The sequence below is a fragment of the Streptomyces sp. NPDC032091 genome, from assembly GCF_055580265.1.
This window is the reverse complement of sequence record NZ_JBVILR010000034.1, coordinates 1-23,952: the sequence shown is the minus strand read 5'-3', so window position 1 is coordinate 23,952 and position 23,952 is coordinate 1. Positions and strand designations below refer to the sequence as shown.

25 protein-coding genes are annotated in these 23,952 nt (G+C 72.6%); 10 read left to right on the top strand and 15 right to left on the bottom strand.

The genetic code is table 11. The features are described 5' to 3' along the window. Positions 1-3 precede the first annotated feature (3 nt). Positions 4-690 (bottom strand): PAQR family membrane homeostasis protein TrhA, encoded by a 687-nt coding sequence (gene trhA / locus ACZ5NJ_RS35130; RefSeq protein ID WP_468770471.1) that lies wholly within the window; start codon positions 688-690, stop codon positions 4-6. Between the two features lie 220 nt (positions 691-910). Here trhA and ACZ5NJ_RS35125 point away from each other — a divergent pair, with 220 nt between their 5' ends. Next, the gene (locus tag ACZ5NJ_RS35125; RefSeq protein ID WP_468770469.1) at positions 911-2,746 is read left to right on the top strand and encodes a phosphoenolpyruvate carboxykinase (GTP); all 1,836 of its coding nucleotides are present in this window, start codon (positions 911-913) and stop codon (positions 2,744-2,746) included. 159 nt (positions 2,747-2,905) lie between these two features. Here ACZ5NJ_RS35125 and ACZ5NJ_RS35120 read toward each other — a convergent pair whose 3' ends face one another. The 4 genes from ACZ5NJ_RS35120 to ACZ5NJ_RS35105 are packed head-to-tail and all read right to left on the bottom strand — an operon-like array spanning position 2,906 to position 7,443. Beyond that, positions 2,906-3,523: a hypothetical protein gene (locus tag ACZ5NJ_RS35120; protein ID WP_468770467.1), complete on the bottom strand. Its 618-nt coding sequence runs from the start codon at positions 3,521-3,523 to the stop codon at positions 2,906-2,908. Further along, positions 3,510-5,141: a substrate-binding domain-containing protein gene (locus ACZ5NJ_RS35115; RefSeq protein ID WP_468770465.1), complete on the bottom strand. Its 1,632-nt coding sequence runs from the start codon at positions 5,139-5,141 to the stop codon at positions 3,510-3,512. Before ACZ5NJ_RS35115 ends, ACZ5NJ_RS35120 begins: the two co-directional genes overlap by 14 nt. Continuing rightward, on the bottom strand, positions 5,138-6,346 hold the full coding sequence (locus tag ACZ5NJ_RS35110) for a toxic anion resistance protein (RefSeq protein ID WP_468770463.1): 1,209 nt from the start codon (positions 6,344-6,346) through the stop codon (positions 5,138-5,140). Before ACZ5NJ_RS35110 ends, ACZ5NJ_RS35115 begins: the two co-directional genes overlap by 4 nt. Beyond that, the gene (locus tag ACZ5NJ_RS35105; protein ID WP_468770462.1) at positions 6,346-7,443 is read right to left on the bottom strand and encodes a hypothetical protein; all 1,098 of its coding nucleotides are present in this window, start codon (positions 7,441-7,443) and stop codon (positions 6,346-6,348) included. Before ACZ5NJ_RS35105 ends, ACZ5NJ_RS35110 begins: the two co-directional genes overlap by 1 nt. Positions 7,444-7,580: 137 nt before the next feature. On the opposite strand from ACZ5NJ_RS35105, the gene ACZ5NJ_RS35100 reads away from it, so the two are divergent. Continuing rightward, positions 7,581-8,012: a hypothetical protein gene (locus ACZ5NJ_RS35100; protein ID WP_468770461.1), complete on the top strand. Its 432-nt coding sequence runs from the start codon at positions 7,581-7,583 to the stop codon at positions 8,010-8,012. Here ACZ5NJ_RS35100 and ACZ5NJ_RS35095 read toward each other — a convergent pair. Further along, positions 7,996-8,208, bottom strand: coding sequence for a hypothetical protein (locus tag ACZ5NJ_RS35095; RefSeq protein WP_468770460.1), 213 nt, complete (start codon positions 8,206-8,208; stop codon positions 7,996-7,998). The genes ACZ5NJ_RS35100 and ACZ5NJ_RS35095 overlap by 17 nt on opposite strands. A 110-nt stretch (positions 8,209-8,318) precedes the next feature. Then, a complete protein-coding gene (locus ACZ5NJ_RS35090; protein ID WP_468770458.1) occupies positions 8,319-8,684 on the bottom strand; it encodes a hypothetical protein in 366 nt (121 codons plus the stop codon). A 147-nt stretch (positions 8,685-8,831) separates the two neighbouring features. On the opposite strand from ACZ5NJ_RS35090, the gene ACZ5NJ_RS35085 reads away from it, so the two are divergent. The 6 genes from ACZ5NJ_RS35085 to ACZ5NJ_RS35060 all read left to right on the top strand — a co-directional run bounded on the left by ACZ5NJ_RS35085 (position 8,832) and on the right by ACZ5NJ_RS35060 (position 15,050). Then, positions 8,832-9,830, top strand: a complete 999-nt coding sequence (locus tag ACZ5NJ_RS35085) for a LuxR C-terminal-related transcriptional regulator (RefSeq protein WP_468770457.1) — start codon at positions 8,832-8,834, stop codon at positions 9,828-9,830. 535 nt (positions 9,831-10,365) lie between these two features. Further along, positions 10,366-11,529, top strand: a complete 1,164-nt coding sequence (locus tag ACZ5NJ_RS35080; protein WP_468770456.1) for a multinuclear nonheme iron-dependent oxidase — start codon at positions 10,366-10,368, stop codon at positions 11,527-11,529. Further along, entirely contained in the window at positions 11,529-12,347 is an 819-nt protein-coding gene (locus ACZ5NJ_RS35075; protein WP_468770455.1) for a multinuclear nonheme iron-dependent oxidase, read from the top strand. The genes ACZ5NJ_RS35080 and ACZ5NJ_RS35075 overlap by 1 nt, the downstream gene beginning before the upstream one ends. Next, positions 12,286-12,864: a hypothetical protein gene (locus tag ACZ5NJ_RS35070; RefSeq protein WP_468770454.1), complete on the top strand. Its 579-nt coding sequence runs from the start codon at positions 12,286-12,288 to the stop codon at positions 12,862-12,864. Before ACZ5NJ_RS35075 ends, ACZ5NJ_RS35070 begins: the two co-directional genes overlap by 62 nt. Further along, entirely contained in the window at positions 12,861-14,168 is a 1,308-nt protein-coding gene (locus ACZ5NJ_RS35065; protein WP_468770452.1) for an MATE family efflux transporter, read from the top strand. Before ACZ5NJ_RS35070 ends, ACZ5NJ_RS35065 begins: the two co-directional genes overlap by 4 nt. A 246-nt stretch (positions 14,169-14,414) precedes the next feature. Further along, on the top strand, positions 14,415-15,050 hold the full coding sequence (locus ACZ5NJ_RS35060; RefSeq protein ID WP_468770450.1) for a hypothetical protein: 636 nt from the start codon (positions 14,415-14,417) through the stop codon (positions 15,048-15,050). Between the two features lie 4 nt (positions 15,051-15,054). Here the strand turns inward: ACZ5NJ_RS35060 and ACZ5NJ_RS35055 are convergent, their stop codons facing one another. The 3 genes from ACZ5NJ_RS35055 to ACZ5NJ_RS35045 form a co-directional block, all read right to left on the bottom strand. Continuing rightward, the gene (locus ACZ5NJ_RS35055) at positions 15,055-15,423 is read right to left on the bottom strand and encodes an Mth938-like domain-containing protein (RefSeq protein ID WP_468770448.1); all 369 of its coding nucleotides are present in this window, start codon (positions 15,421-15,423) and stop codon (positions 15,055-15,057) included. A gap of 160 nt (positions 15,424-15,583) precedes the next feature. Continuing rightward, positions 15,584-15,985: an SCO4983 family protein gene (locus ACZ5NJ_RS35050; protein WP_468770447.1), complete on the bottom strand. Its 402-nt coding sequence runs from the start codon at positions 15,983-15,985 to the stop codon at positions 15,584-15,586. A gap of 99 nt (positions 15,986-16,084) precedes the next feature. After that, the gene (locus ACZ5NJ_RS35045; protein ID WP_468770446.1) at positions 16,085-17,296 is read right to left on the bottom strand and encodes a pyridoxal phosphate-dependent aminotransferase; all 1,212 of its coding nucleotides are present in this window, start codon (positions 17,294-17,296) and stop codon (positions 16,085-16,087) included. A gap of 356 nt (positions 17,297-17,652) precedes the next feature. On the opposite strand from ACZ5NJ_RS35045, the gene ACZ5NJ_RS35040 reads away from it, so the two are divergent. Both ACZ5NJ_RS35040 and ACZ5NJ_RS35035 read left to right on the top strand, forming a co-directional pair. Beyond that, positions 17,653-18,210 carry a hypothetical protein gene (locus tag ACZ5NJ_RS35040; protein WP_468770445.1) on the top strand — a complete coding sequence of 186 codons (558 nt, stop codon included), beginning with the start codon at positions 17,653-17,655 and terminating at the stop codon, positions 18,208-18,210. A gap of 92 nt (positions 18,211-18,302) precedes the next feature. Next, positions 18,303-18,866, top strand: a complete 564-nt coding sequence (locus ACZ5NJ_RS35035) for a GNAT family N-acetyltransferase (RefSeq protein ID WP_468770443.1) — start codon at positions 18,303-18,305, stop codon at positions 18,864-18,866. Between the two features lie 60 nt (positions 18,867-18,926). Here ACZ5NJ_RS35035 and ACZ5NJ_RS35030 read toward each other — a convergent pair whose 3' ends face one another. From ACZ5NJ_RS35030 to ACZ5NJ_RS35010, 5 genes are all read right to left on the bottom strand, one after another. Beyond that, entirely contained in the window at positions 18,927-19,379 is a 453-nt protein-coding gene (locus ACZ5NJ_RS35030; RefSeq protein ID WP_468770441.1) for a nitroreductase family deazaflavin-dependent oxidoreductase, read from the bottom strand. A 171-nt stretch (positions 19,380-19,550) separates the two neighbouring features. Continuing rightward, positions 19,551-19,736, bottom strand: coding sequence for a hypothetical protein (locus tag ACZ5NJ_RS35025; RefSeq protein ID WP_395507700.1), 186 nt, complete (start codon positions 19,734-19,736; stop codon positions 19,551-19,553). A gap of 94 nt (positions 19,737-19,830) precedes the next feature. Then, positions 19,831-20,841, bottom strand: coding sequence for a YdcF family protein (locus tag ACZ5NJ_RS35020; protein WP_468770440.1), 1,011 nt, complete (start codon positions 20,839-20,841; stop codon positions 19,831-19,833). A gap of 62 nt (positions 20,842-20,903) precedes the next feature. Next, a complete protein-coding gene (locus tag ACZ5NJ_RS35015; protein ID WP_468770438.1) occupies positions 20,904-22,469 on the bottom strand; it encodes an N-acyl-D-amino-acid deacylase family protein in 1,566 nt (521 codons plus the stop codon). Between the two features lie 3 nt (positions 22,470-22,472). Further along, a complete protein-coding gene (locus ACZ5NJ_RS35010; RefSeq protein WP_468770436.1) occupies positions 22,473-23,753 on the bottom strand; it encodes an alanine racemase in 1,281 nt (426 codons plus the stop codon). Between the last annotated feature and the right edge of the window lie 199 nt (positions 23,754-23,952).

Genomic DNA, 23,952 nt, shown 5'->3' with positions numbered 1-23,952 from the left:
TCCTCAGTGCGAGTAGGCGGCCAGCGAGATGCCGACGTAGTGGGCCACGAACGCCGCCAGCGTCAGGGAGTGGAAGACCTCGTGGAAGCCGAAGAAGCGGGGCGAGGGGTTCGGGCGCTTGATCCCGTAGATGACCCCGCCCGCGCTGTAGAGGAGGCCGCCGACGATCACCAGCACCAGGACCGCGATGCCGCCGGTGCGCATGAAGTCCGGCAGGAAGAAGACGGCGGCCCAGCCCATCGCGATGTAGCAGGGGGTGTAGAGCCAGCGCGGGGCGCCGACCCAGAAGACGCGGAAGGCGATGCCGGCGGCGGCCGCGAGCCACACCGCCCACAGCAGGGTCCGCCCGGTGGAGTCCGGCAGCAGCAGGACGGTGAGCGGGGTGTAGGTGCCCGCGATGATCAGGAAGATGTTGGCGTGGTCGAGGCGGCGCAGGATCGCCTCGCCGCGCGGGCCCCAGGTCCCGCGGTGGTAGACGGCGCTGACCCCGAAGAGCAGGCAGGCGGTGAGGATGTACACCCCGCACGCGACGCGCGCCCGCGTCGAGTCGGTGAAGGTCATCAGCGCGAGGCCCGCGACCACCACGGCCGGGAACATTCCGGTGTGCAGCCAGCCGCGCATCAGGGGCTTGGGCTCCGGAGCTTCGCGTTCGGCCGTCGCGGTCGCCACGGCAGCGGCGTCAGAAGTCATGGTCATCATGCTACCTACGGGTCCGTAGGTTTCCGTTAGTCCTCTTTACGGAAGATTGACTGACGTGGCGATGCTCACGTGAGAGGCCCCCTGGACATATGCGCACATCCACCGGATGATCAGATGAGTGCGGTCGACACCGGATGAGCGGAGCGCGAAGCGTCCGGGTCGCGGCCCCCACGGGGCATACACCAAACAAACCCCTCAACAAGGAGCAATCGTGGCGCGCGACAACGCGGCTCCCACCCCTTCCCTCCCGACGACGCACCAGGAGCTGATCTCCTGGGTCGACGAGATCGCGGCGATCACCCAGCCCGACCGCGTCGTCTGGTGCGACGGTTCCGAAGCCGAGTACGAGCGCCTGTGCGAGGAGCTCGTCGCCAAGGGCACGTTCAAGAAGCTCGACGAGACCAAGCGCCCGAACTCGTACTACGCCGCCTCCGACCCCTCCGACGTCGCGCGCGTCGAGGACCGGACCTTCATCTGCTCCGAGAAGGAGGAGGACGCGGGCCCGACCAACCACTGGAAGGCCCCTTCCGAGATGAAGGAGCTCTTCGCCGGTGAGAAGGGCATCTTCCGCGGCTCCATGAAGGGCCGCACGATGTACGTCGTGCCCTTCTGCATGGGCCCCCTCGGCTCCGAGCTCTCCGCGATCGGCGTCGAGATCACCGACTCCGCCTACGTCGCGGTCGCCATGCGCACCATGACCCGCATGGGCAAGGCCGTCCTCGACGAGCTCGGCACCGACGGCTTCTTCGTCAAGGCCGTCCACACCCTCGGCGCCCCGCTCGCCGAGGGCGAGGCCGACGTCCCGTGGCCCTGCAACACCACCAAGTACATCTCGCACTTCCCCGAGACCCGCGAGATCTGGTCCTTCGGCTCCGGCTACGGCGGCAACGCCCTGCTCGGCAAGAAGTGCTACGCGCTGCGCATCGCCTCCGTCATGGCCCGCGACGAGGGCTGGCTCGCCGAGCACATGCTGATCCTCAAGCTCACCCCGCCGGCCGGCGAGGGCGAGACCAAGTACGTCGCGGCCGCGTTCCCGTCCGCCTGTGGCAAGACCAACCTCGCCATGCTGGAGCCGACCATCCCCGGTTGGACGGTCGAGACCATCGGCGACGACATCGCCTGGATGCGCTTCGGCGAGGACGGCCGCCTCTACGCGATCAACCCCGAGGCCGGCTTCTTCGGCGTCGCCCCCGGCACCGGCGAGCACACCAACGCCAACGCCATGAAGACGATGTACGCCAACACCGTCTTCACCAACGTCGCGCTCACCCCCGACGGTGGCGACGTGTGGTGGGAGGGCATGACCGAGGAGCCCCCGGCCGAGCTCATCGACTGGCGCGGCAACCCGTGGACCCCGGAGTCCGAGACCCCGGCCGCCCACCCCAACGCCCGCTTCGCCGTCCCGGCCTCGCAGTGCCCGACGATCGCCCCCGAGTGGGAGGACCCCAAGGGCGTCCCGATCTCCGCGATCCTCTTCGGCGGCCGCCGCGCCTCCGCCGTCCCGCTGGTCACCGAGTCCTTCGACTGGAACCACGGCGTCTTCATCGGCTCGAACATCGCCTCCGAGAAGACCGCCGCCGCCGAGGGCAAGGTCGGCGAGCTGCGCCGCGACCCGTTCGCGATGCTGCCGTTCTGCGGCTACAACATGGGCGACTACATGGCCCACTGGGTCAAGGTCGCGGCCGACAAGGACCAGAGCAAGCTCCCGAAGATCTACTACGTGAACTGGTTCCGCAAGAACGACGCGGGCAAGTTCGTGTGGCCCGGCTTCGGCGAGAACAGCCGCGTCCTGAAGTGGATCGTCGGCCGCCTCGACGGCAACGCCGAGGGCGTCGAGACCGCGATCGGCGTCCTGCCGACCAAGGCCGCGCTCGACCTCGACGGCCTCGACATCTCCGACGAGGACCTCGACTTCCTCCTCACCGTCGACAAGGACGTGTGGCGCGAGGAGGCCGCCCTGGTCCCCGAGCACCTCAACACCTACGGCGACCACACGCCGAAGGAGCTGTGGGAGCAGTACCACGCGCTGGTCGAGCGCCTGGGCTGAGCCCGACGCCCGCCCCCGTGCGGCGGGCCACCTGAACGTGGGAGTCCCCGACCAAGGCTCTCCCACCGCTGTGGGAATCCCCGACCAAGGCTTTCCCAGAGCAGCACACGCCCGACCGACGGGCGGAGGCCACTGTCCCGGCCGCCGCCCGCCGACCCCTCAGGAGCGTCCGCGCTCTTCGAGGTAGGCCGTGTGCGTCTGCTGACGGCGGGCCTCCCTGTCCTGGAGGCCCGCCGTCAGGCGTTCCGCCTCGTCGAACAGCACCGACAGCTGCCGCTCCAGGTGCCGCTCCGGCGACTCACCGCCCGGCGTCAGCCGGGTCCACCAGCGGGTCCGGTTGTACGTGTCCACGCATTCCGGTACGTCCAGCCGGATCGCCCGCGACAGCGCGTGCACCGCGTCCGGCTCGGCGGCCAGGGCCTCCGTGCCCCGCCCCGGCTCCAGCAGCGCCGCGTACAGGTCCAGCAGCTCGCCCAGCTTGCCCTCGGCGGCCGGCGGCAGCTCCACCTCCGCCACGTAGTCCCGCAGCCGGCCCAGGTCCTCCCGTACGGCCTCCAACTGCTCGGCCGTGCCCGGGAACAGCGGTACGGGGGCCCGCTCCGGCGGGGCGACCAGCGCGCCCACCCCGTACAGTCCCGCGATCACCACCGGCCAGTACGGGCCCGCCACCCCGGCCACGGTCAGCGCCAGGCCGACCAGGCCGCAGGCGCTGCCCGCCAGGTTCTTCCTCGACTCCAGGTAGCCGAGCACCCGGGCCGCCGGCCTACTGGTAGCCACGGATCTCCTCGAACGCCCCGTCCAGCGAGCCGGCGCCGTTCGTCGCGTCGAAGAGCCGGCCGCCCGTCAGCTCGGTGATGTGGCTCAGCTCCTTGCGGTCCGAGTCCCCGAAGAGCACGGCGAAGACCGGGGTGTGCTTCTGCCCCTCCGGCAGGCCGGCGTAGAAGGATTCGAAGTCCTGCACCTTGTCCCCGCTCTCGCCGTCCGTCATGAGCACGATCGAGGTGAACGCGTCGGCGTTGCCCTGCCCCAGGTGCTGGTAGGCGGCCTTCAGACTGCCGTAGACGGCCGTACCGCCCTCGGGGCGCAGGGACCGCACGTCACCGCGGATCGCGTCCAGGGCCGGGCCCGGGTTGCCGGGCTCCACGACGTGCGTCAGCACCTTCTTCACCGCGTCGCCGAACGGCAGCAGCGTCACCTCCTCACGGTCCCGGAACCGCCGGCCCGGCCCCGAAGTGCCCGTCCCCGTCAGGGTGGTGAGCGCGTCGCGCAGCCGGTCGATGCGGTGGTCGCCGGCCATCGAGCCGGAGGTGTCGAGCACGTACACCGTGCGGGAGGGCCGGCGCAGCTCGTTCTCGTATGAGGCGAGCAGCCCGTCGGCGACCGAACGCGAGCCCGGGAAGGGCAGCTCGCGGCGCCTGTCGGGGTCCAGCCCGGCGGCGGGCGCCACCCCGGTCGCCACCGGCCGGCGGAAGGTCTTCCCGGTGATGGCCTTCTGCGCCGCGTCGCCCCGCAGGTACTCCGTCAGCCGCCGCCCCGACTCCCGGGCCCCGGCGGGGGAGGAGGTCAGCAGGGTCAGCGGGTAGTGGGCGGTGACCACGCCGTCCTTGGGGCGGATGACGGTCAGCGGTGCCTTGGCGTCCTTGTTCATGGAGAGCAGGACCGACTCGTAGTTCACGAGGGCGTCCACGTCCCCGCGCTTGGCGTACGCCGTCGCCAGCCAGCCCGAGGAACCGGAGGTCAGCTTCTGCCCGTTGAAGAACCCCTTCAGGCGGGGCGCGGCCTTCCGCACGTCCTCGTCGGTGAGCGCCGCCTGGGCCCCCGACAGCCCCGAGGTCACCGAAACCAGGGCAGAGAAGCCGGAGTTGGAGCGGACCGGGTCCGTCATCCCGTACGTCAGCTTCCCCGCGGCCACGGCCTCCTCGACCGCCGACCAGGTCACCTCCTGCGGCGTCCACCCCAGCCGGGCCAGCGCCTCCGGCCGGACCCCCAGCGCGACCGGCGAGGACATCACCGGGGTCTCGTTGGCGAGCTTCGCGGCCGCCTCGGGACGCAGCCGCAGGTAGTCGTTGGAGGAGAGCCAGATCGCGTCGTACCTGCCGTCCGCCGTGCCGGAGGACACCTGCTCGGCCGCGTCGAGCGTCCCCGACCAGGTGAAGTCGACGGAGACGCCGGTGGCGTCCTTGGCGTCCTTGAGGACCGGCGCCATGTCGGCGAGCTCGCTGGACGCCAGGACGCGCAGCCGGCCCTCCTTGTACGCGGCCGCCGGCTTCCCCGGTCCGGCCGAGGGCGTGCCGTCCGGCGTGCCCTCCGTGCAGGCCGAGGCCCCCAGCAGGGTGGCGGCCAGCGCGACGGCCGCCGCGAGGCGTCTGCGCATCCGTGCGGTGCGGTGCCTCATCGTCCGTCTCCTTCCAGGGCGTTCGGCGTACGGGTCCGGGCCAGGTACGCCGAGGCCGCCTGGAGCTCGCCCGTCAGGGACTCGACCGTCGCCGCCATGTTCTGCGTGGCCTGCGCCTTGAAGGAGTCGATCGCGTCGAGGGTCTTGTAGATCTGCCCGAAGGCGCTGCGGAGCGTCTCCGCCCCCACCGCCGGGTCGGCGGCGATCCGCTGGATCTCCCCGCTCTGCGTGGCCAGCATCTCCGCGTTCCCCCGGATCAGCTCCTCGGTGGTCCCGCGCAGGGCGTCGACCTGCTCGACCACCCTGCGCTGGCCGTCGAGGGCCGAGGCCAGCATCACCGCGATGCGCAGCGCCGAGACCGTGGTGGTCGCGGCCCGGTCGACGCCCTTGACGAGCTCGTCGTTGGTGCGCCGGACCACGTCCATCGCCAGGTAGCCCTGGGCGCAGACCGCCAGCTGGGTCAGCAGGTCCTGGTGCTTCTGGCGGACCGGGAACAGCACGTCGGAGCGGAGCGCGTCGGCCCGGGCCGGGTCGGAGCGTTCCGCCTCGGTGATCCGCTCCTCGACGGCCGCGTCCAGGGCCTCGGTGAGCACCGCGTACTCCTGGAGCCTGCCCATGGTCTCCCAGAGGCGGGCCCGCTCGGTGTGCAGGGCGGCGTTGTCGCGGCGCAGCTCGTCCTGGCCGCCGCGCAGGGCCTGGACGATCCGGTTCAGGGTGTCCTGGGAGGAGGCGTACTTGGCGACGTGGTCGCGCAGCCGGTTGCCGCCGGGCAGCTTCGCCAGCAGCCTGCGGGCCCCCTTGGCGGGGGCGCCGGCCTGCGGGTCGAGGTCCTCGACGGTCCGGCGCAGCTCGACGAGGGAGCCGGCGACCCGGGCCTGGGCGTCACCGCCGCCGTCCGGGCCGATCGCGTGCACGGCCCGCTCCAGCATCCGGTTGGACTGGTCGGCGGCGGTGCGCAGGTCGGCGGAGCCGAGGGCGGTGAGGTCGTTGACGTGGGTGGCGAACTCGGGGGAGTGCGTGTCGATCCCGGCGAGCCGGCCGACGTACTCCCCGGCCCGGCGGGACATCTCCTCGCGCACGCCCTCGTCCAGCGGGACCATGCCGGGGGCCTGCTCCCGTCGCACGGCGGGCACGGGCTCGGGGGCGGTCAGGACGAGCGGGTCCCCGGCCCCGTTCCCGGGCGGCGTCAGCGGAGTCGTCGTCATCAGTGGTCCTCCTGCCCCTTGGCGCGGGCGGCCATCGCCATCAGCACCTTGACGGTCGGAGCACCCACCTGCCGGATCCCGGTCAGACCCGGGTTGAGGTAGCCGGCGTAGGGCGCGGTGGCGGCGGTGAACTCGGCGAGGCCCTCCTGCGGGCGGAACCCGTGGCGCAGGGCGAGCCGGCGGAGCGTCGGGTCGGTGGCCAGCAGGGTGCCGAGTTCCCCGCTCTTGTCGTTGAGCGGGACGAAGGTGTGCGGGGAGTTGACGGTGGTGTCCGGGTAGAGCACGACCATGTCGCCCAGCTCGGCGTTGGTCTGCTTCTGCATGAGGAGGGAGGCCACCTGGGCCTCGTAGGCCAGGATCAGCGGTTCGCCGCTGCCGCTGACGAAGGCGCGGAAGGGGCCGTCGGTGGAGGCCTCCAGGGCCCCTTGGACCTGGATCAGCTTGCGCAGGAGCGGGGCCGTGCGGCTGATCCCGCCGTCGTCGGACACGACCGTGCCGCCGTTGGCGACGTTGGAGGTCGCGGCGAGGAACAGGGCGCCGGAGTTGGAGGTGGCCGGGTCGGTGGTCTTGACGAACACGGTGCCGGTCAGCTCGGTGTAGGCGGCGGAGCCGTTCAGCTGCTGCCAGCCCCGGTCCTCGCCGGCGGCCTTCAGGTAGGGGCCCATCAGGAGGGTCCCGGTGTTCTTCCCGTTCATCTTGACCAGCCCGTTGTCCGCGAGGACCTTGGCGGCGTTGGCGCGGGCGACGACGACGAGGGGAGAGAAGAAGGGCTTGGCGGTCTGCGCCCCCTTCACCCCGGCCGCGGCCTCGATCTCCTGCGCCGGCTCACTGCTGCTGGGGAAGGCGAAGTCGAACTCCTTGAGGGCCAGCCGGTCCATGGCCCAGGAGCCCGAGGTCTCCGTCTTCACGGTGTAGCCCTTGTCCGCAAGGGCCTTGACGACGTCGGGATCGCGGAAGAACTCGGACTTCTCCGATCCGATGACGCCACGCACGGTCTTCGTTGCCGTGCCCTCTGCAGCGTTCCCCCCGAGCACGATGACGGCGATCACGCCGCCTGCCAGGAGGACCGCCAGAGCGATTCCAAGGATGCGTCTCACGGGTGCAGCCTGCTCACGGAAACCCACATTCCGTGCGGAGCCGGGTGAACGGAAGGTGTCCGGACGGTCCCGCTTCGAAATGCTGTGTGAGTGGGCGGGTGCTGGCGGCGTGCGGGCCGTACCGGGAGGATCGGGGCATGGCACTGAAATGGCAGGGCTGGCTGGTCGGCCTCGTCGGCCTGGCCGGACTCCTGGTGTTCGCCCCGCTGGGCCTGTACGTCTGGGCGAGCAGCCCGTCCTCCCGCCCGGCCGGGGCGGCCGCCGCGCCGCCGCGGGTCGAGGTCGCCGACTGCCGTGTCGACCCGGTGAGCCGGCGGGTCCTGGCGGTGGTGGAGGCGCGGGGCGGGCAGGGCGCGTACGTGGTCACGGTCGAGTTCCGCGACCGGCCGCCGTCGACGGGGGACGCCGGCGCCCGCGTGTCCCGGTCCCTGGTCCGCCTCCCGGGCCTCACCCCGGCCGCCCCGCCGGCCCGTACGGAGGCCGTCGGCCCGGTCTGGCCCCCGGCGACGGTCCCGTGGTGCGGGGTGGCGGGGGTGGCGGGGGAGCCCGCTGTCAGTGGCCCCAGGTGACGTCGGTGCGCCCCGACTGGTGACCCGTGGGCTGGTCCAGCGGAATGGTCGCACCGGTCTCGGTGCCGGAGGCGGAGACGCGGTGCGGTGCGGAGGGCTCGCCCGGGGTGAACGAATGCACCGCACCGAGAGCACCGAGAGCACCGACGGCGATGACGGCCGCGGCCACGGTCCCGGCGATGCGAGTGGCGAACATGGACATCGGATTCCCCCTGAGCACGAGCGGTTCTGTTGCGTCCCGGGCACCCGCCCGGATCTTCGGTCCCGGCTGGTCTCGCCTGCCGATGGCCCTACTCTGCTCAGACTTCAGAACGGGTGGAAGAGGTTCACCGTGGACGGATCCTGCAACTGCATATCCCGTCCATCGGAGCGCGTCACCGCGTTCCAGTACTGCGGGACCAGGGCCGCGCCGAAGGACACCACGTCCACCTCGGCGAGCGAGGGGTGCGCGAGCAGAGCCCGCCGGCAGACGGCCGACGCGGCCTGCTCCGCGAGGGCGAGCGAGGGCGCGGTCAGGTAGAAGCCCACGACCGGACCGCCCGTCGCGTCGCCGTGCGCGCTGACGTGTTCCAGGCCGTCCCCGTCGCGCGCACACCCCAGGAACAGCTGCGCCGCGTCCGAGGGGAGGGGGGCGTGGTCCGGGGCCCGGAGCCGGGCGTGCACGAGATACATACCGCCCATCCTCGGTAGCGCCCACCCCCGCGGTACAGGCCGCCACAGGGGACTGTTTATGCCAGAACAGGAACCGACCAGGGGCGGTTCGTGCCTTCGTATAGTTCCCTTCAGGCGGACGTGTACTAATCATCAGGGGGCATCGCCATGCTGGAACTGCTGGGGCTCGACGCCGAAGCGGAACGCGTCTACCGGGCACTCCTGGCCCACCCCGAGGACGGGGTGAGCGCGCTCTCCCGGCGGCTCGCACTCCCCGAGGGCGACCTGCGCGCCTGCCTCGACCGGCTCAGCCGCCTCGCCCTGGTCCAGCCCTCGTCCCGCGAAGGCATCGGGTTCCGTCCACTGGACCCGGAAGACGCCATGGAACTGCTGCTGGCCCGCCAGCAGGCCGAACTGGCCGCCCACCAGCAGAAGGTGGAGGCCTCCCGGGCCGCCGCCGCACAGCTGATCGCCGAATGCGCCTCGATGCGCCCGCGCGGCGCCACCGCCGGGGCCGAGAGCCTGCACGGCCCGGAGGAGATACGCGACCGGCTGGCCCGGCTGGCCGCCAACACCCGCCACGAGATCATGACGTTCGCCCCCGGCGGCGCCCACACCGCCGCCGACCTCGAAGCCAGCCGCGGACCCAACGCCGAGCTCCTGGACCGGGGCATCACCATGCGCACCGTCTACCTCGACAGCGTCCGCAACCACCAGCCCACCCTCGACCACGTGGACTGGCTGCACCGCCACGGCGGACAGGTGCGCACCGCCCCCACCCTGCCGGTACGGATGATCATCTCGGACCGCCGCGAGGCCGTCCTCCCGCTCGACACCAACGACGCCCAGGCCGGCGCGGTCGTCCTCACCTACGAGGGGACCATCGCCGCGCTGTGCGCCCTGTTCGAGAGCGTCTGGCAGAGTGCCAACCCGCTGGGCACCGCCGTGGAACGCAACATGGACGGACTCACCCGCCAGCACCGGGAGTCCCTCCACATGCTCCTCCAGGGACTCACCGACGAGGCCATCGCCAAACGCCTCGGCGTCTCCCCGCGCACCGCCCGCCGCATCGCGGCGGAACTCATGGAGGCGCTGGAGGCCCGCAGCCGCTTCCAGGCCGGCGCGCACGCCGTCCAGAACGGCTGGCTCCCCGCCACCCGCATCTGAGCCCCCCCGGGGCCTCCCACAGCCCCCCTCAGGCCCCCCCCCGCGAAAGCCGCGTCCCCGCCGGGACGCGGCTTTCGGCGTTCCGTGGCCCTTTCCGCCCAGGTGGAGGTGGACGGGATATGCCATTGCAGAATCCGTCCACCGGGAAACCCTTCCAGCGGTCTTCGAGGACCGGCACAGTAGAGGCATCGGCAGGGAACACCGGCCGAAACCGGCAACACCGGGAGCCGTAAAGGGAGGTGAACGAAATGATCGACATCCAGGACATCGAGGTCATGGCCGAGGCGCTGACCTGCGGCAGCTACAACAAGGGCTGAATGCGGGCAGGTTAAAGCCTGCCGGCGGACGTGGCCGGTGCATCGGATTCCTGAACGGAGGTGAACGAAATGATCGACATCCAGGACATCGAGGTCATGGCCGAGGCCCTGACCTGCGGCAGCTACAACAAGGGCTGACGACATGTGAGGGCGCGCTCCGGAAACGGAGCGCGCCCCCGCCGTACCCGCACCCGGAAACCGGGGGGAGAGGAAAAGAAATGCAAACGACAGTCCAGACGGTCCACCCGGTCCGTGACGACCTGCTCCGCGTGGGCGGGGCGTTCACTCCGGGATTTCTCGACCCGGACCCGTCCCGGAGGCTCGCCCTCGTCGGCGAAAACCCCTTCCTGGAATTCGGGTTCAACGAATGGCGGAAATGGGAGGGCCTCGACGACGTTCCGGCGATCCCGGAATTCTCCCTCCACCTCGGCCGTACGGCGATCTGCGAGGGCCCGCGCGAGCAGGCCCGCTACATCGACTACGTGATGGACCAGTCGGCCACCCGCCGCAACAAGCCGACCTCCATCGGAGTCCACGTCACCGGCGACCGGGCCCTCGGCGGCGGATCCTTCGGACTCCACTCCTACTTCACCGGCACGAAGGAGGAGGAGCAGCGCGCCGTCCGCTTCCTCTCCGACCTCCACCGGACCTCGGGCCTGCCCGTCTGGGTGGAGAACGCCAACTGCTACTCCGCCTCCGCCCGGGGCATCCTGGATGCCTGGCAGGCGGTCACCCGCATCTGCGAAAGCACCGGCACCGGCCTCATCGTCGACCTGGCCCACCTCTACATCGACGCCGTCAACTGCGGTGTCCCCGTCGAGGTGCTGCTCGGTGCGATCCCCTGGTCCCAGGTGGTCGAACTGCACCTGTCCGGCGTGCGCACCGGCCGGGACGGAACCCTCCACGACGGCCACTCCGAAGCCGTCCACGAAGGCGTCTGGTCACTGCTCGACACCGTGCTCGACCAGCGGCTGATCACCGAGACCGAGCCCGTCACCGTGATCGTCGAACACGCGGACCTCACCTGGACGGACCGGGCGGACCAGTACTACGCCGACTTCGCCCGCGCGGAATCCGTCCTGGAACGCCACCGCCGGGCCCGCACCGACGGGATCACCGGCACCGAGCCGCACGACTACGGCGTCCCCTACTGCCGTGCCTACCTCCGCCAGCTGTGCAACGGCTGGATCCCCGGCCTCGCCCAGGCCTCCGAACAGCGCGGCCTGTCCTACACCGACCTGTTCGACCAGTGGGTGGACGACGTCCGCGCCCGCGGCAAGCGCATCGTCCTCAACCTCGACGAGATCCCGCCGGCCGAACGCCCCGGCGCGGTCAGCGCCCCCCAGGACCTGCTGGCCTACGCCAAGGAGAAGCTGCGCTGATGCTGATCGGTGTCAACGTCACCTCGCCGGACACCCTCGCAATGGCCTGCGCCCTGCGCGACTCGGGCCACGCCGACTTCGTCGAGGTCCTGATCGACGGCTTCGCCCACCTCGACCCGAAGGAGTTCCGCCGCACCGTCGGCGACCTCCCGGTCGGCTGCCACATCATGCTCTCCCGGTTCCTCGACCCGGACCGGGCCCGCCTCGACCACTACCTGGACCTCGTGAACCGGTGGCAGGAGGACTGCGGCCTGCTCTACGTCAGCGACCACATCGCCCACTTCTCCCACAACGGGCAGCCGCTGCCCCTCGCCCAGGAGGTCGACTACGCCGCCTGGCAGCCGGTGATCGACTCCGTGCGCGCCTGGCAGGAGGAGCTCGGCACCACCCTCGCCGTGGAGAACTTCCCCTCGCAGACCCCCTCCGACATCCCCCAGGCCCGCGCCTACGCCGAGCTGACCGCGGCCACCGGGTGCGAAGTCCTCATGGACGTGTCCAACGCGATGGTCGCCCAGCTCAACACCGGTGAGCCCGCCGCCGCGTGGGCCGACGTACCGGGCGTGGGACGCCGGTTCCACCTGGCCGGCTACAGCCCCTCCCCGGCGGCCCCCTCGCTCATCGTCGACAGCCACGACGCCCCGGTCAGCGACGACACCCTCGACCTGGTGGCGCTGTTCGCCGGCCGCGCCGCACCGGACGCCACGCTCGTCGTCGAACGCGACGCCAACCACGACCTGGACGAATGGAGGACGGACCTTGACCGCACGCGCGCCGCAGTCGTCGCGGCTCGACGCCTGCATCAGCCCCACCGCCCGTGACTCCCTCACCCCGGGCTCCCGCGACCGGCTGATCGCCCAGGAATCGCTCCGTATCCGCTGGCACCAGCTCTTCGACCGCATCCCGCTGCTCGCCGCACGCCTGCCGGACACCACCGACCTCTACGAGGCCTTCCTGGAGTGGGCGGTGGCCGCGGGCAGGCGCCTGGACTGGCGCATGCACCTGCACTTCCTCGTGTTCCTGGAAGCCGCGGACGGCGACGGCACACCCCGAGCCGCAGCCGGGGACGGCATCACCCTGCGGCCCCAGGACCACATCGAACTGCTCGCGGCGTCCGCCGCCCGCTGGTTCGCCTCGCCGGAGCACCGGCAGCGGGGCCTGGCCCTCACCACCGGGACCACCACCCCCAAGGTCGTCGTCGCGCTGAAGGGGCACGCCCCCCTGGAACGCGGCCGCGTGAAGCTCGCCGAGGTACCGGGCCTGGAGCCGGCCCCCGGCATCCGCTGGGCGCTCTCCGGCTCCGGCGACTTCGCCGACCTCACCTGGAGCCTGCTGTGACCGGCGCGACCACCGCACCCGCCTCCGCCGCCGCCTCCGGCCCGTCGTTGGGCCGGCGGGTCCTGGCCCTGATGGGGCCGATGGTGATCGCGTCCGTCATGGGCCAGGCCATCGCCCAGACCGACCTGTGGGTGATCAGCACCCTCGGCGAGCAGGCCGTGGCCGCAGCGGCCGTACCGCAGCGCCTGCTCCTCCTCGACTCGATCACCGCCATGGCCATGGGACCCGTCGTCGGGCTGTCCGTGGCGGGCGCCGTGTCCGCCCACGCCCGCCGGCGGGCGGTGCAGGGCGGCCTCCTCGGCGCCACGGCCGCCGGACTGCTCATCGCGGCGGCCGGCCTCGCCGTACTCCCGTACCTGCTGGACACCCTGGTCGCCGCACCCGGCATCCGCGACGACGCACGGTCGGCCCTGCTGTGGCTGCTGGTCGCCGCCCCGGTCCGCCTCGCCCAGTTCGTCGGCGCCATGGCGCTCTTCGCCCTGAGGCGCTCACGCCCCCTCCTCACCCTGTACGCCGTCGCCGTCGTCGCCAACGCCGCGCTCGACTGGTTCTTCGTGCACGGCGCCGGACTCGGCTTCGCCGGCGCGTACGCCGCCACCTCCGTCATCGCCGCCCTCGAATGCGCCGTCACGGTGTGGCTGCTGCGCGACCACCTCTCCCTCCCGCTCAGGCTCCGCGACAGCGCACGCTGGCTGCGGCAGGTGGCACGCAGCATGGTCACGGAGTGGGGGCACATGCTCTCGGTGATCGGCTTCGAACTGCTGCTGGTCCTCGCGCTGACGTTCAGGGCCTCGTGGGGGGACCGGCTCGCCGCGTTCTCCGCGGGCGCCGTCCTCACGGCGACGCTGCACATCCCGCTCACCGCCCTGGTCAACGCGACCGGCATGGTCTGCAAGGACGCGGCCCCCTCCGCCCGCGAATGGCGCCGCCTGCGAGGAGGCGTCCTGGCCGTGTCCGGGGCCGTCTGCGTACTCGTCGCGGCGGCGGCCTGGACGGTGCTGCCCGGCTTCTACGGCCTCCACGGCACGGCCGCGACCTGGTTCACCTGGCTGATGGCCGCCCAGGCCGCCGCCTTCCCCTTCCGCCTCCTGGCCGCCACGGCCGAAGGCCGCCACAAGGCCGCCGACCGCTTCGGGGTGGTCCTGCGCCTGCGTCTGCTCCAGGAATTCGGCATCGCCCTCCCCGTCTTCGCGACGGGCCTGCTGACCGACAACGCCGCTGTGGCATGGTCGGGCCTGGCGGCGGGCGCGGCGGCCAACTACTGGCTGCTGCGCACACCGCCACCACCGGCCGACGGGGGGTAGGGGCGGGGGCGGGACCCCCGCGGGGCGGTCTCAGGGAGGGGTTGGGGCTTTCCCGTCCGTCTCATCTGACAGGCCGTCCCGCCACCGCTTCTCCTGACTTGGCGTCCGACGGCCGTCCGGGGTCGCTGCCCGCACCGAACGGCGACGAGATCGTCGTCCGGGGGCGGAGGCGCACCACAGGTCGATGAGACGGCGGGAGTTGCTATGGTCGCGGGGATTGCCGGTCGGGGAGTTCCAGGGGGAAACGTGCAGCAGGACCCGTCGCAGCAGCCGGCCATGCCGCCGTACGCGCCGTACGCGCAGGCGGTGCCTCCGGCGCCTTCGGGCACGTCCAAGGCCAAGGTGTGGGGTGCCATCGCGGCCGGGGTGAGCGCCATCGCCGCTGTGGCCAGCGCTGTCGCAGCCTTCACGAACAGCCCGTCCGCGCCGGCCGCGGTCCAGCCCGCGCCCGCCTCGACCGTCGCGGCACAGCTTCCTGCGGCACCGTCGGGCGCCGGTGCGGCCGGTGCGGGGACCGTTCGCTGGTCGGGCAAGGTGGTCCTCGGCCTCGAAGGCCTCGACCTGTCGCAGGTGCCGCCCCGCAAGGGGTCCGAGCTCGGCGCCCGGCCCGCGGCCGCGCGCAGCGGCAGCAGTTCGATGATGGTCAAGGGCACCGCCGCCCTGTGGACGGGCGCCGAGGCGCCCACCGCCCAGGGCTGCAAGGACCTCCTCGCGACCCAGTCGCGCAAGGAGGTCATCGTGGCCGAAGGCGACAGCGTCTGCCTCGTCAACGAGACGTCCCCGCTCGCCGTCCTGAAGGTCACCCGGACGTCCTACGAGGAGGGCTCCTACGGGCTGATCGAGGGCGACCTCACGACGTGGAACCTCCGCGCCGACCACTGACCCCTCAGCAGGTCGAGTGGAACAGCCCGCCCACGGCCACGCCTTCGCGAGCCAGCCGGTTGTAGAGCGCGACGGCCTCCCGAGTCTCGTGGACGTGCACGGCAACCCCCGCGTCCCGCAACAGGGCCAGCGCCTCGGGCGTCGTCTTCAGCCGCAGGTCCATCCCCTGACTGAGCACGACGACCGCACACCCCCGCTCCAGCAGCTCTCGGACGTCCCCGGGCTGGATCCCGGGATCGTGCCGGGTGCCGTGCACGTTCCACTCCCAGGGCTTCCCACCGCCGGGATACAGCACGAAGTCCTTGCCGGCAGCAAGCCCTTCGACCTCCATCTCACCCCACGCGAGACGCGCGACCACCGGCGATCCGTCCATCAGGCGAGGGCCTCCTTGATCGCCTCGAAGATGTCCGCGTCGGTCTCCCGCTGCCAGGACGGGAGGTGCGGCCAGTCGGCGACGAAGCCGACCTCCGCCATGCCGACCCCTCAGGACATGGCGCCCGGTCCGGGGCCTCCGCGGCCCCGGACCGGGGCCGTCAGGGGGTGCCGGCCAGGTGGGCGGCGGCGGCGTGGGCGTCCATGCGCTGGGCGGCGAGGATGGCCACGGCCGTGTCGGCGCGGGAGGCGGCGACGAGGAGGGCGCGGGCGGCGAGGTCGTGGGCGCGGCGGTGCAGGGTGGCGGTGTCGGCGCCCTCGGGCAGGGCCGGGTAGGTCATCCGGACCGGCTGCGAGCCGCGCAGGCGGGTCACCTGCTCCGCGATGCGGGCGGCGCCGCCGTCCTCCAGGCCGAGCTCGTCGGTGACGGCGAGCAGGGCCGCGAGGTGTCCGGCGAGCTGGATGTCGAGGGCTTCGCCGCGGCTGCTCCGCGGGTACTGGGGTGCGCGATGGCTGCCGTCCACGACGTGGACGGCCGGCTTGGAGCGGATCGGCTCGTACATGAGGAGGCCTCCTGCGGGGTCAGGAGACCATCCTACCTTGGATCCGTTCTAAAGTTGAGCTGTATCCGGACTCTGGGACGGCCCCCCGCCCGCGGCCCGTCAGTGCTGGCCGTAGCCGTCCAGGAAGCGGCCGATCCGGGTGACGGCGTCCGCGAGGTCCTTCGCGTTGGGCAGGGTCACGATCCGGAAGTGGTCCGGCTCGGGCCAGTTGAAGCCCGTGCCGTGCACGACCATGATCTTCTCGGCCCGCAGCAGGTCCAGGACCATCTGCCGGTCGTCCTTGATCTTGTAGACGGACGGGTCCAGCTTCGGGAACAGGTACAGCGCGCCCTTCGGCTTCACGCACGTCACGCCCGGGATCTGCGTGAGCAGGTCGTACGCCGTGTCGCGCTGCTCCAGCAGCCGCCCGCCCGGGAGCACCAGGTCGACGATCGACTGCCGGCCGCCGAGCGCGGTGGCCACCGCGTGCTGCGAGGGCATGTTCGCGCACAGGCGCATGTTCGCGAGGATCGTCAGGCCCTCGATGTACGAGGCGGCGTGCTTCTTGGGGCCGCAGACCGCCATCCAGCCGGCCCGGTAGCCGGCGACGCGGTAGTTCTTGGACAGGCCGTTGAAGGTGAGGACCATCAGGTCGGGGGCGAGGGCGGCGGTGTTGGTGTGGGTGGCGCCGTCGTAGAGGATCCGGTCGTAGATCTCGTCGGAACAGACGATGAGGTTGTGGCGGCGTGCGATGTCCGTGAGGCCCCGCAGCATCTCGTCGTCGTAGACGGCGCCGGTCGGGTTGTTCGGGTTGATGATCACGAGCGCCTTGGTGCGGTCGGTGATCTTGCGCTCGATGTCCGCCAGGTCGGGCATCCAGTCGGCCTGCTCGTCGCAGCGGTAGTGCACGGCCGTGCCGCCCGCCAGGCTGACGGACGCCGTCCACAGCGGGTAGTCGGGGGCCGGGACCAGCACCTCGTCGCCGTCGTCGAGCAGCGCCTGCATCGACATCTGGATCAGCTCGGAGACGCCGTTGCCGAGGTAGATGTCCTCGACGCCGAGCTCGATGCCCTTGGTCTGGTAGTGCTGCATGACCGCGCGCCTGGCCGACAGCAGGCCCTTCGCGTCCCCGTAGCCGTGGGCGTTGCCCAGGTTGCGGAGCATGTCCTCAAGGATCTCCGGCGGGCAGTCGAAGCCGAAGGCCGCGGGGTTGCCGGTGTTGAGCTTGAGGATGCGATGACCGGCCGCTTCGAGCCGCATCGCCTCTTCGAGGACGGGTCCGCGGATCTCGTAGCAGACATTGGCGAGTTTCGTTGACTGGATCACCTGCATGACGGGAGTTTATGGGCCTCTTTGTTTGTCCGCTCGGGCATTCCACCCGGACATCAGGGAGTGAAATGTCCGCATTGGCGTGATGGGGTTGGTGGGGCCGCCGTCCACCCTTTGAAACGGCGGTCCCCGCCCGTCCCGGCCTGCGGATCGGGTGACGGTGGCCGCCGGAGGCCGGCCCGGTGTTGCGCTCGTCACCCCGCCCGCCCGCTACCCGTCGGTAGTCCCTGCGCCCGGCCCGGGTTGACCGTTCCGCCCCGCGGACCCGGATTGACGGACGGGGTTCTTTAGGTGAGCCTTACCTTGCTTTGATGCGGCAGACGGTGCCGCGCCCACCCGTTTTCCCGGAGCCCGCCCCCATGTCCTCACCGGCCGCCAGACTCTCCCCCCGCCCCGTCCGCCTGTACGACTCCTGGTGGACCGTGGCGGCCGGCGCGCTGTGCGCGCTGGTCGTCCTGGCGGCGGGGCTGTGGTGCTCCCTCCACGTGCAGGCGGACGCGGCCATGCACTCGGCCGCGCTCTTCGCCCACCTGGCCTCCCTGGTGCTCGGCTTCGGCGCGGTGCTCTCGGCCGACTACCACGGCCTCCTGTGGGCCACCGGCCGCTGCACCCTGGACGAGGTGGTCGCGGCGACCGCCCGCCTGCACGTGCCGATCTGGGCGGGCCTGGGCGGGCTCGTGGTCAGCGGGCTGATGCTGCACCCCGACGTCCACTCCCCGCTGACCCTCACCAAACTCGGCCTGGTCGCCGCCCTCACCGTGAACGGTCTCCAGGCGGGCCTGCTGGGCCGCCGCCTCGAAGCGGCCGACGGGGAGACCGGCCGCGGGCTGCTGGTCTGGGGCGGGGTCACCGCCCTGGTCTCCCAGGCCTGCTGGTGGGGTGCGGTCGTCATCGGCTTCCTCAACACCAACGGCTGACCCGCGCGGCCGGCCGGCGGGCGCCGTGCCGAGGTGACATCCCGCCCGGTGGCCCGGGCCCCCGGCCGCACCGCCGTGGCAGCATCGGCGCCATGCGCTACCGATACGCCACCGAGGCCGACGCGCCCGCCCTGGCCCGGCTCTTCGCCGCCAACCACCACGACGCCCTGACCGAGGAGCAGCGCTCCGCGCAGGGCTTCGTCCAGGGCACCTTCGACGCCGCCACCCTGCGGGACATGGCCGCCGCCGACGAACTGCTGGTGGCCGACGACGGGCAGGGCCGGATCGCCGGGCTGCTCGCGCTGTCGGTCGCCGCCGACATGGCGGAGCCGCCCGCGCCGGTGACCGGACTGCTGCGCGCCCAGGCCGGCCTCCTCTGGCAGGGACGCCCGCTGGACGCGGTGCGGTGGCTGCTGTACGGGCCGGTGGTCGTCGACGCCGCCTTCCGGGGGCACGGCGTGGCCCGGGGCCTGTTCGCGATGGCCGTCGAGGCGTCGGCCGGCCGCGCGGAGGCGCTCGTCGCCTTCATCGAGGCGGGCAACGCCCCCTCCTGGCAGGTCCACGTGGAGGCCTTCGGCATGACCCCGCTCGGCGACTACACCGTCTCGGGCCGCACCTACCACGCGGTCGCCACCCCCGCCGGCACGACGGCCTGACCGAGCCGCCCCCGGCCCAAGCGGCCGGCCGTGCTCGGCGTCCGGGGTTCCGGCCCGCCGTCAGCCCTCGATGATCACCAGCGGGAGTTCCCGCGGCCGGGCGGCCTCCCGGTGGTCGTCGAAGAGCGGCCACAGCGCCGTCATCGCCTCCCAGTACGTCTCCCGCTCCTCCGGGCCCGCCGTCCGCGCCCAGGCCGCGAAGAGGGCCGTGCCCACCTGGACCCGGACCGCCGGGTGCGCGACGAGGTTCTCGTACCACGAGGGGTGGCGCGGACCGGCCGCACCGGCGGCCACCACCAGCAGCCGGCCGGCGTCCCGCCCGTAGATCAGCGGGGTGCGCACCGGCCGGCCCGAGACCCGGTCGAGGGTGGTCAGCAGCAGGGTGGGGACCCCGTGCCACAGGTGCCCGTCCCTGCCGCCGCTCGACACGTACGTCCGTACGTGCTCCAGCCGCGGCCCCGGGCGGGGATCCACCGGGTGCTCCCAGTCGACGGCGACGGCGACGCTGTTCATCTGACCTCCGTAGGGCATCCCCCCTACGGCTAACGAGACTTCACCGATTCCGGATGCGGCCCCCACCGCGTGCCCCCACCACGCGCCCCCCGCGCCCCCACCGGAACCGACCGCGGCCCGGGGTCGTGACCCCGGGCCGCGGTCCACGGCAGCGTGCTCGGCCGGCCGTCGTTACGGCAGGTAGCGCTCGATGACGGACGGGCCCTTCTCCTCGATCAGCTTCCGCGCCTTCTCGACCCGCTCCGGAGTCGGGTCGTGGCCGGTCGCCATCACCAGGTCCTCGGGGTCGTACGGCCGTTCACCACCGGTGAAGAGCCGGTCCGACCGGGTGGGCTGCTCGCTGGTTTCACTTTCCATCGGATACCTCCTACGGTGCCCCAGGCCCCCATCCTCCGGCCCCGGCCCCAAGAACGCACGTCGGCGCCCGCGCCGCCCGCCCCGGCCGCCCGCCTCAGCCGATCGCCAGCGTCACCACCGCGCCGATCACGACCAGCGCCCCGCAGATCGACAGGTTGACCCGCCGGTGCTCCCAGAACACCGCCACGAACTCGCGCAGGGTGGCGCTCGGCAGGAAGTAGCGGGCCGTCGGCGAGCCCACCACCTGGCCGTTGACCCCCGCCTTGCGGGCCATCATCGCGGCCCGGAAGGCGTGGAAGTTGTTGGTCACCACCACGCAGCGGTAGCCCGGGTCGTCCGCCAGCATGATCTCCTTCGAGAACAGCATGTTCTCCTCGGTCGTCCGCGACCGGTCCTCCAGCGTGACGTGCTCCGCCGGAACCCCCTCGGCGATCAGCCAGTCCGCCATCGCCCGGGCCTCCGCGACCCGCTCGTCCGACCCCTTGCCCCCCGAGGTCAGCAGCACCGGCGGGCGCGAGCCCCGGGCCAGCTGGGCCGCGTAGATCTCCTGCCCCTTGCGCAGCCGCGAGGCCAGCAGCGGCGGCACCCGGTCCCCGCCGATCAGCCCGGAGCCCAGCATCACCACGTGGTCGACGTCCCCGCGCACCTTGATCCGGCCGTAGAGGAAGGCGTACCCGAGGAAGCACAGGAAGACGAAGGACACGTAGGCCACGACCAGGGTGAGGGTGGCCGCCATGCCGGTCAGGACGGTGGAGTGGAACATCGGCACGGCCACCAGCAGCGCGATCATCCCGAAGATCCCGAGCCCGGCCAGCATCGACAGCAGGTTGGCCGGACTGCGGCCCTCCTTGCGGATCATCGTCACGCCGTTGGCCATCAGGAAGCCGCCGATCGCCATGGTGCCGAGCGTCGGCGCGGCGAAGGCCAGCGCGACGATCGTCAGGGCCGCCCACCCCGGCAGGGCCGTCACCTGGAAGAGCAGGGCGGCCGAGAACGTGATGAACGTCAGCCCGAACAGCACCGCGTTCAGGAAGCGGCGGCGGTCCTTGTAGGCGCTGACGCACAGGGCGAGGAAGAAGAGGGCGGGGAGGGCGAAGGCGGCCATACGGATCATCGTATGTCCCGGGCGCGGGACGCCGTCCGGGACGAAGGGCCTGCCCGAACCCCCTACCGGCGGCGGGGCGTTCTGCGGACGGACCGGCCGGCCAGCACATCGGTCCGGCGCCCGTCCCGCATGACGAACCGGCCGTCGATCAGGACGTGCGGGATGCCCGACGGCAGCCGGCGCGGCTCCTCGTACGTGGAGCCCGCCGCGACCGTCTCCGGGTCGAAGAGGACCAGGTCGGCCCGGTACCCCTCGCGCACCAGCCCCCGGTCCGGCAGCCGCAGCCGGGCCGCCGGCCGGCCCGACAGGTGCGCCACGCACTCCTCCAGGGAGAGCACGCCCAGCTCGCGCACGTAGTGGCCGAGGTAGTGCGGGAACGTGCCGTACGCCCTCGGGTGCGGCTTCGCGCCGTGCAGGATGCCGTCCGAGCCGCCGGTGTGGACGCGGTGGCGCATGATGGTGCGCACGTTCTGCTCGTGCCCCACGTGCTGGAGGACGGTCGTGCCCAGCCGGTCGCCCAGCAGCAGCCGGCGCGCGCCCTCCCACCCGTCGAGGCGGGTGCCGACGCGGTGCGCGTGCGCGGGGTCCGCGGTCCCCGACACCTCCACCGTGGACCAGTCCACCGGCACCCCGTGGCACCCGTCGGACCCCTCCACCTCCAGCGCGTACCGGATCCGCTCGGCCGTGGCGTCGTCGGCCAGCCGCGCCAGCAGGGCCCCGGGGCCGCCCTCGTGCGCCCAGCCGGGCAGGAGGGCGGCGAGGGTGGTGCAGCCGGGGGTGTAGGGGTAGCTGTCGAGGGTGACGTCGGTCCCGGCGGCGAGGGCCCCGTCCAGCAGGGCCAGCAGCTCCGGGGCCCGGCCCTCGTTCTCCGCGAAGTTCATGGTGGCGTGCGCGAGGTGCAGGGCGCAGCCGGTCTCGCGGGCGAGGGCGAGCATCTCGGCGTAGGCGGCGAGGGCGCCGCGCCCGTACGAGCGGTGGTGGGGGCAGTAGTAGCCGCCGTAGCGGGCCACGACCGCGCACAGCTCGGCGAGTTCGGCGCCGGAGGCGTACATGCCGGGGGTGTAGGTGAGCCCGGAGGACATCCCGACGGCCCCGTCCTCCAGCCCCTCGGCGACCAGCCGCCGCATCCGGTCGGTCTCGGCGGGGGTGGCCGGCCGGTCCTCCCAGCCGAGGACGCGGGCCCGTACGGTCCCCTGCGGTACGAGGTAGGCGGCGTTGACGGCCACGCCCCGGTCCAGCCGGTCGAGGTACTCCCCGACCGTCCGCCAGTCGAACGCGATGTCGTCACCGGCCCCGTTCCACCCGGCGATCGCGGTCCGCACCTGCGCCAGCGTCCGGTCGTCCACGGGCGCGTACGACAGGCCGTCCTGGCCCAGGACCTCCAGGGTCACGCCCTGGGCGGCCTTCGCGCCGTGGTCCGGGTCGCGGAGCAGCGCGAGGTCGCTGTGGGCGTGCATGTCGACGAACCCGGGCGCGAGGACGAGCCCGTCGGCGTCGACGGTCCGCCGGCCGCCGCCGGGCAGCCGCCCGACGGCGGCGATCCGCCCCTCGTGCACGCCGACGTCGGCGCGGTAGGAGGGCCCGCCGGTGCCGTCGGCGACCCGCGCCCCCCGGATGACGAGGTCCACGGCCTAGAAGAAGGTCCGCACGTACTCGCGGACGGCTCCGTCGGCGCCGACCACCGGGATCAGCGGCCACTTCTCGAAGATGGTGCAGGGGTGCGACATCCCGAGCGCCACCCAGTCCCCGACCTGCACGTCCTCGGCGGAGTCGGTCTCCAGCCAGGCGTGCTGGTCGGACAGCTTGACCACGCGGACGCCGGTGGCGACCCGCTCGTCGCCGGTGAGGGCGTCGCGGACGAGTTCGGCCTCCGGCAGCCCGAGGTCGTACGCGATGTCGCGCTTGCCGGCGTTGACGAAGGCCTGGGACGGGGACGGGCGCGAGACGACCTGCGTCCAGAGCCGGAAGGCGGGCCGCAGCCGGCCCTCCCCCGGGACCCGGTTGAAGGGGGTCAGGCGGCCGTACCAGCCGTGGTCGTGGGAGACGTACGCGCCGGAGCGCAGGAGCTTGAGCACGGGCCGGGACAGCGTCGGCAGCTCCTCGAACACGTCGGCGACGGCGTCGAACCAGGCGGAGCCGCCCGCGCTGACGACGATCTCCTCCACGTCGGCCCCGAAGCGGCCGGCCTTGTCGAACTCGACGGCGAGGGCGGTGAGCCGGCGCAGCCAGGCGTGGACCTTCTCCGCGTCGGCGTCGGGCACCTCGGCCTCGTACCCGGCGATGCCGACGAGGCGCAGGGTGGTGGTGGCGGCGACGGCGTCGGCGACGGCCCGGCAGTCCTCGTCGCTGCGCGCCCCGGTGCGGGCCCCTTCGCCGGCGCCGAGTTCGACGACGACGTCCACCCGGGCGCCCTGGCCCTGGAGGGCGCGGTCCATCAGCCGCACCCCGCGTACGGAGTCGACGTAGCAGACGAAACGGAAGGCGGGGTCGGCCGCGAGCTCGGCGGCGACCCAGCGCAGGGCGGCGGGGTCGACGAGCTCGTTGGCGAGGAAGATCCGCCGGATCCCGAAGGCCCGGTAGACGCGGGCCTGGTGGGGGACGGCGGCGGTGATGCCCCAGGCGCCGTGTTCGAGCTGGCGCTCGAAGAGCTCGGGGGCCATGCAGGTCTTGCCGTGCGGGGCGAAGGCGAGGTGGTGGCGGGCGGCGTACTCGCCGAGGACGGTGAGGTTGTGGGCGAGCGCGTCGGCGTCGAGGGTGAGGACCGGGGTGGTGAACCCGCCGGTGTACAGGTCCCGGGCCTGCGCGGCGAGTTCGCCGACGGTGAGGCCGGCGGCGGCGGCGTCCGGGGGGAGGCCCTTGAAGCGGTGGTCGACGGGTTCGGCGGCGAGGCGTCGGACTGCGTCGCTGGGCATGGGGCCTCCTGGTGGTGCGGGTGGTGCCTGTGGTGTAACACCGGTGACGACGAGGACGCAACGGCGCCGGTTCCGCCAGGCGGCGCCCGGGCCGGCGCGGACACCCTAGGCCGTCTCTTCCGGATCTTGCCTGGCCCGCGCCGCCCGGCACCGCACCTCGCCGCCTTGGCGGGGCACCAAGTACGTCCAGTACGGCGGC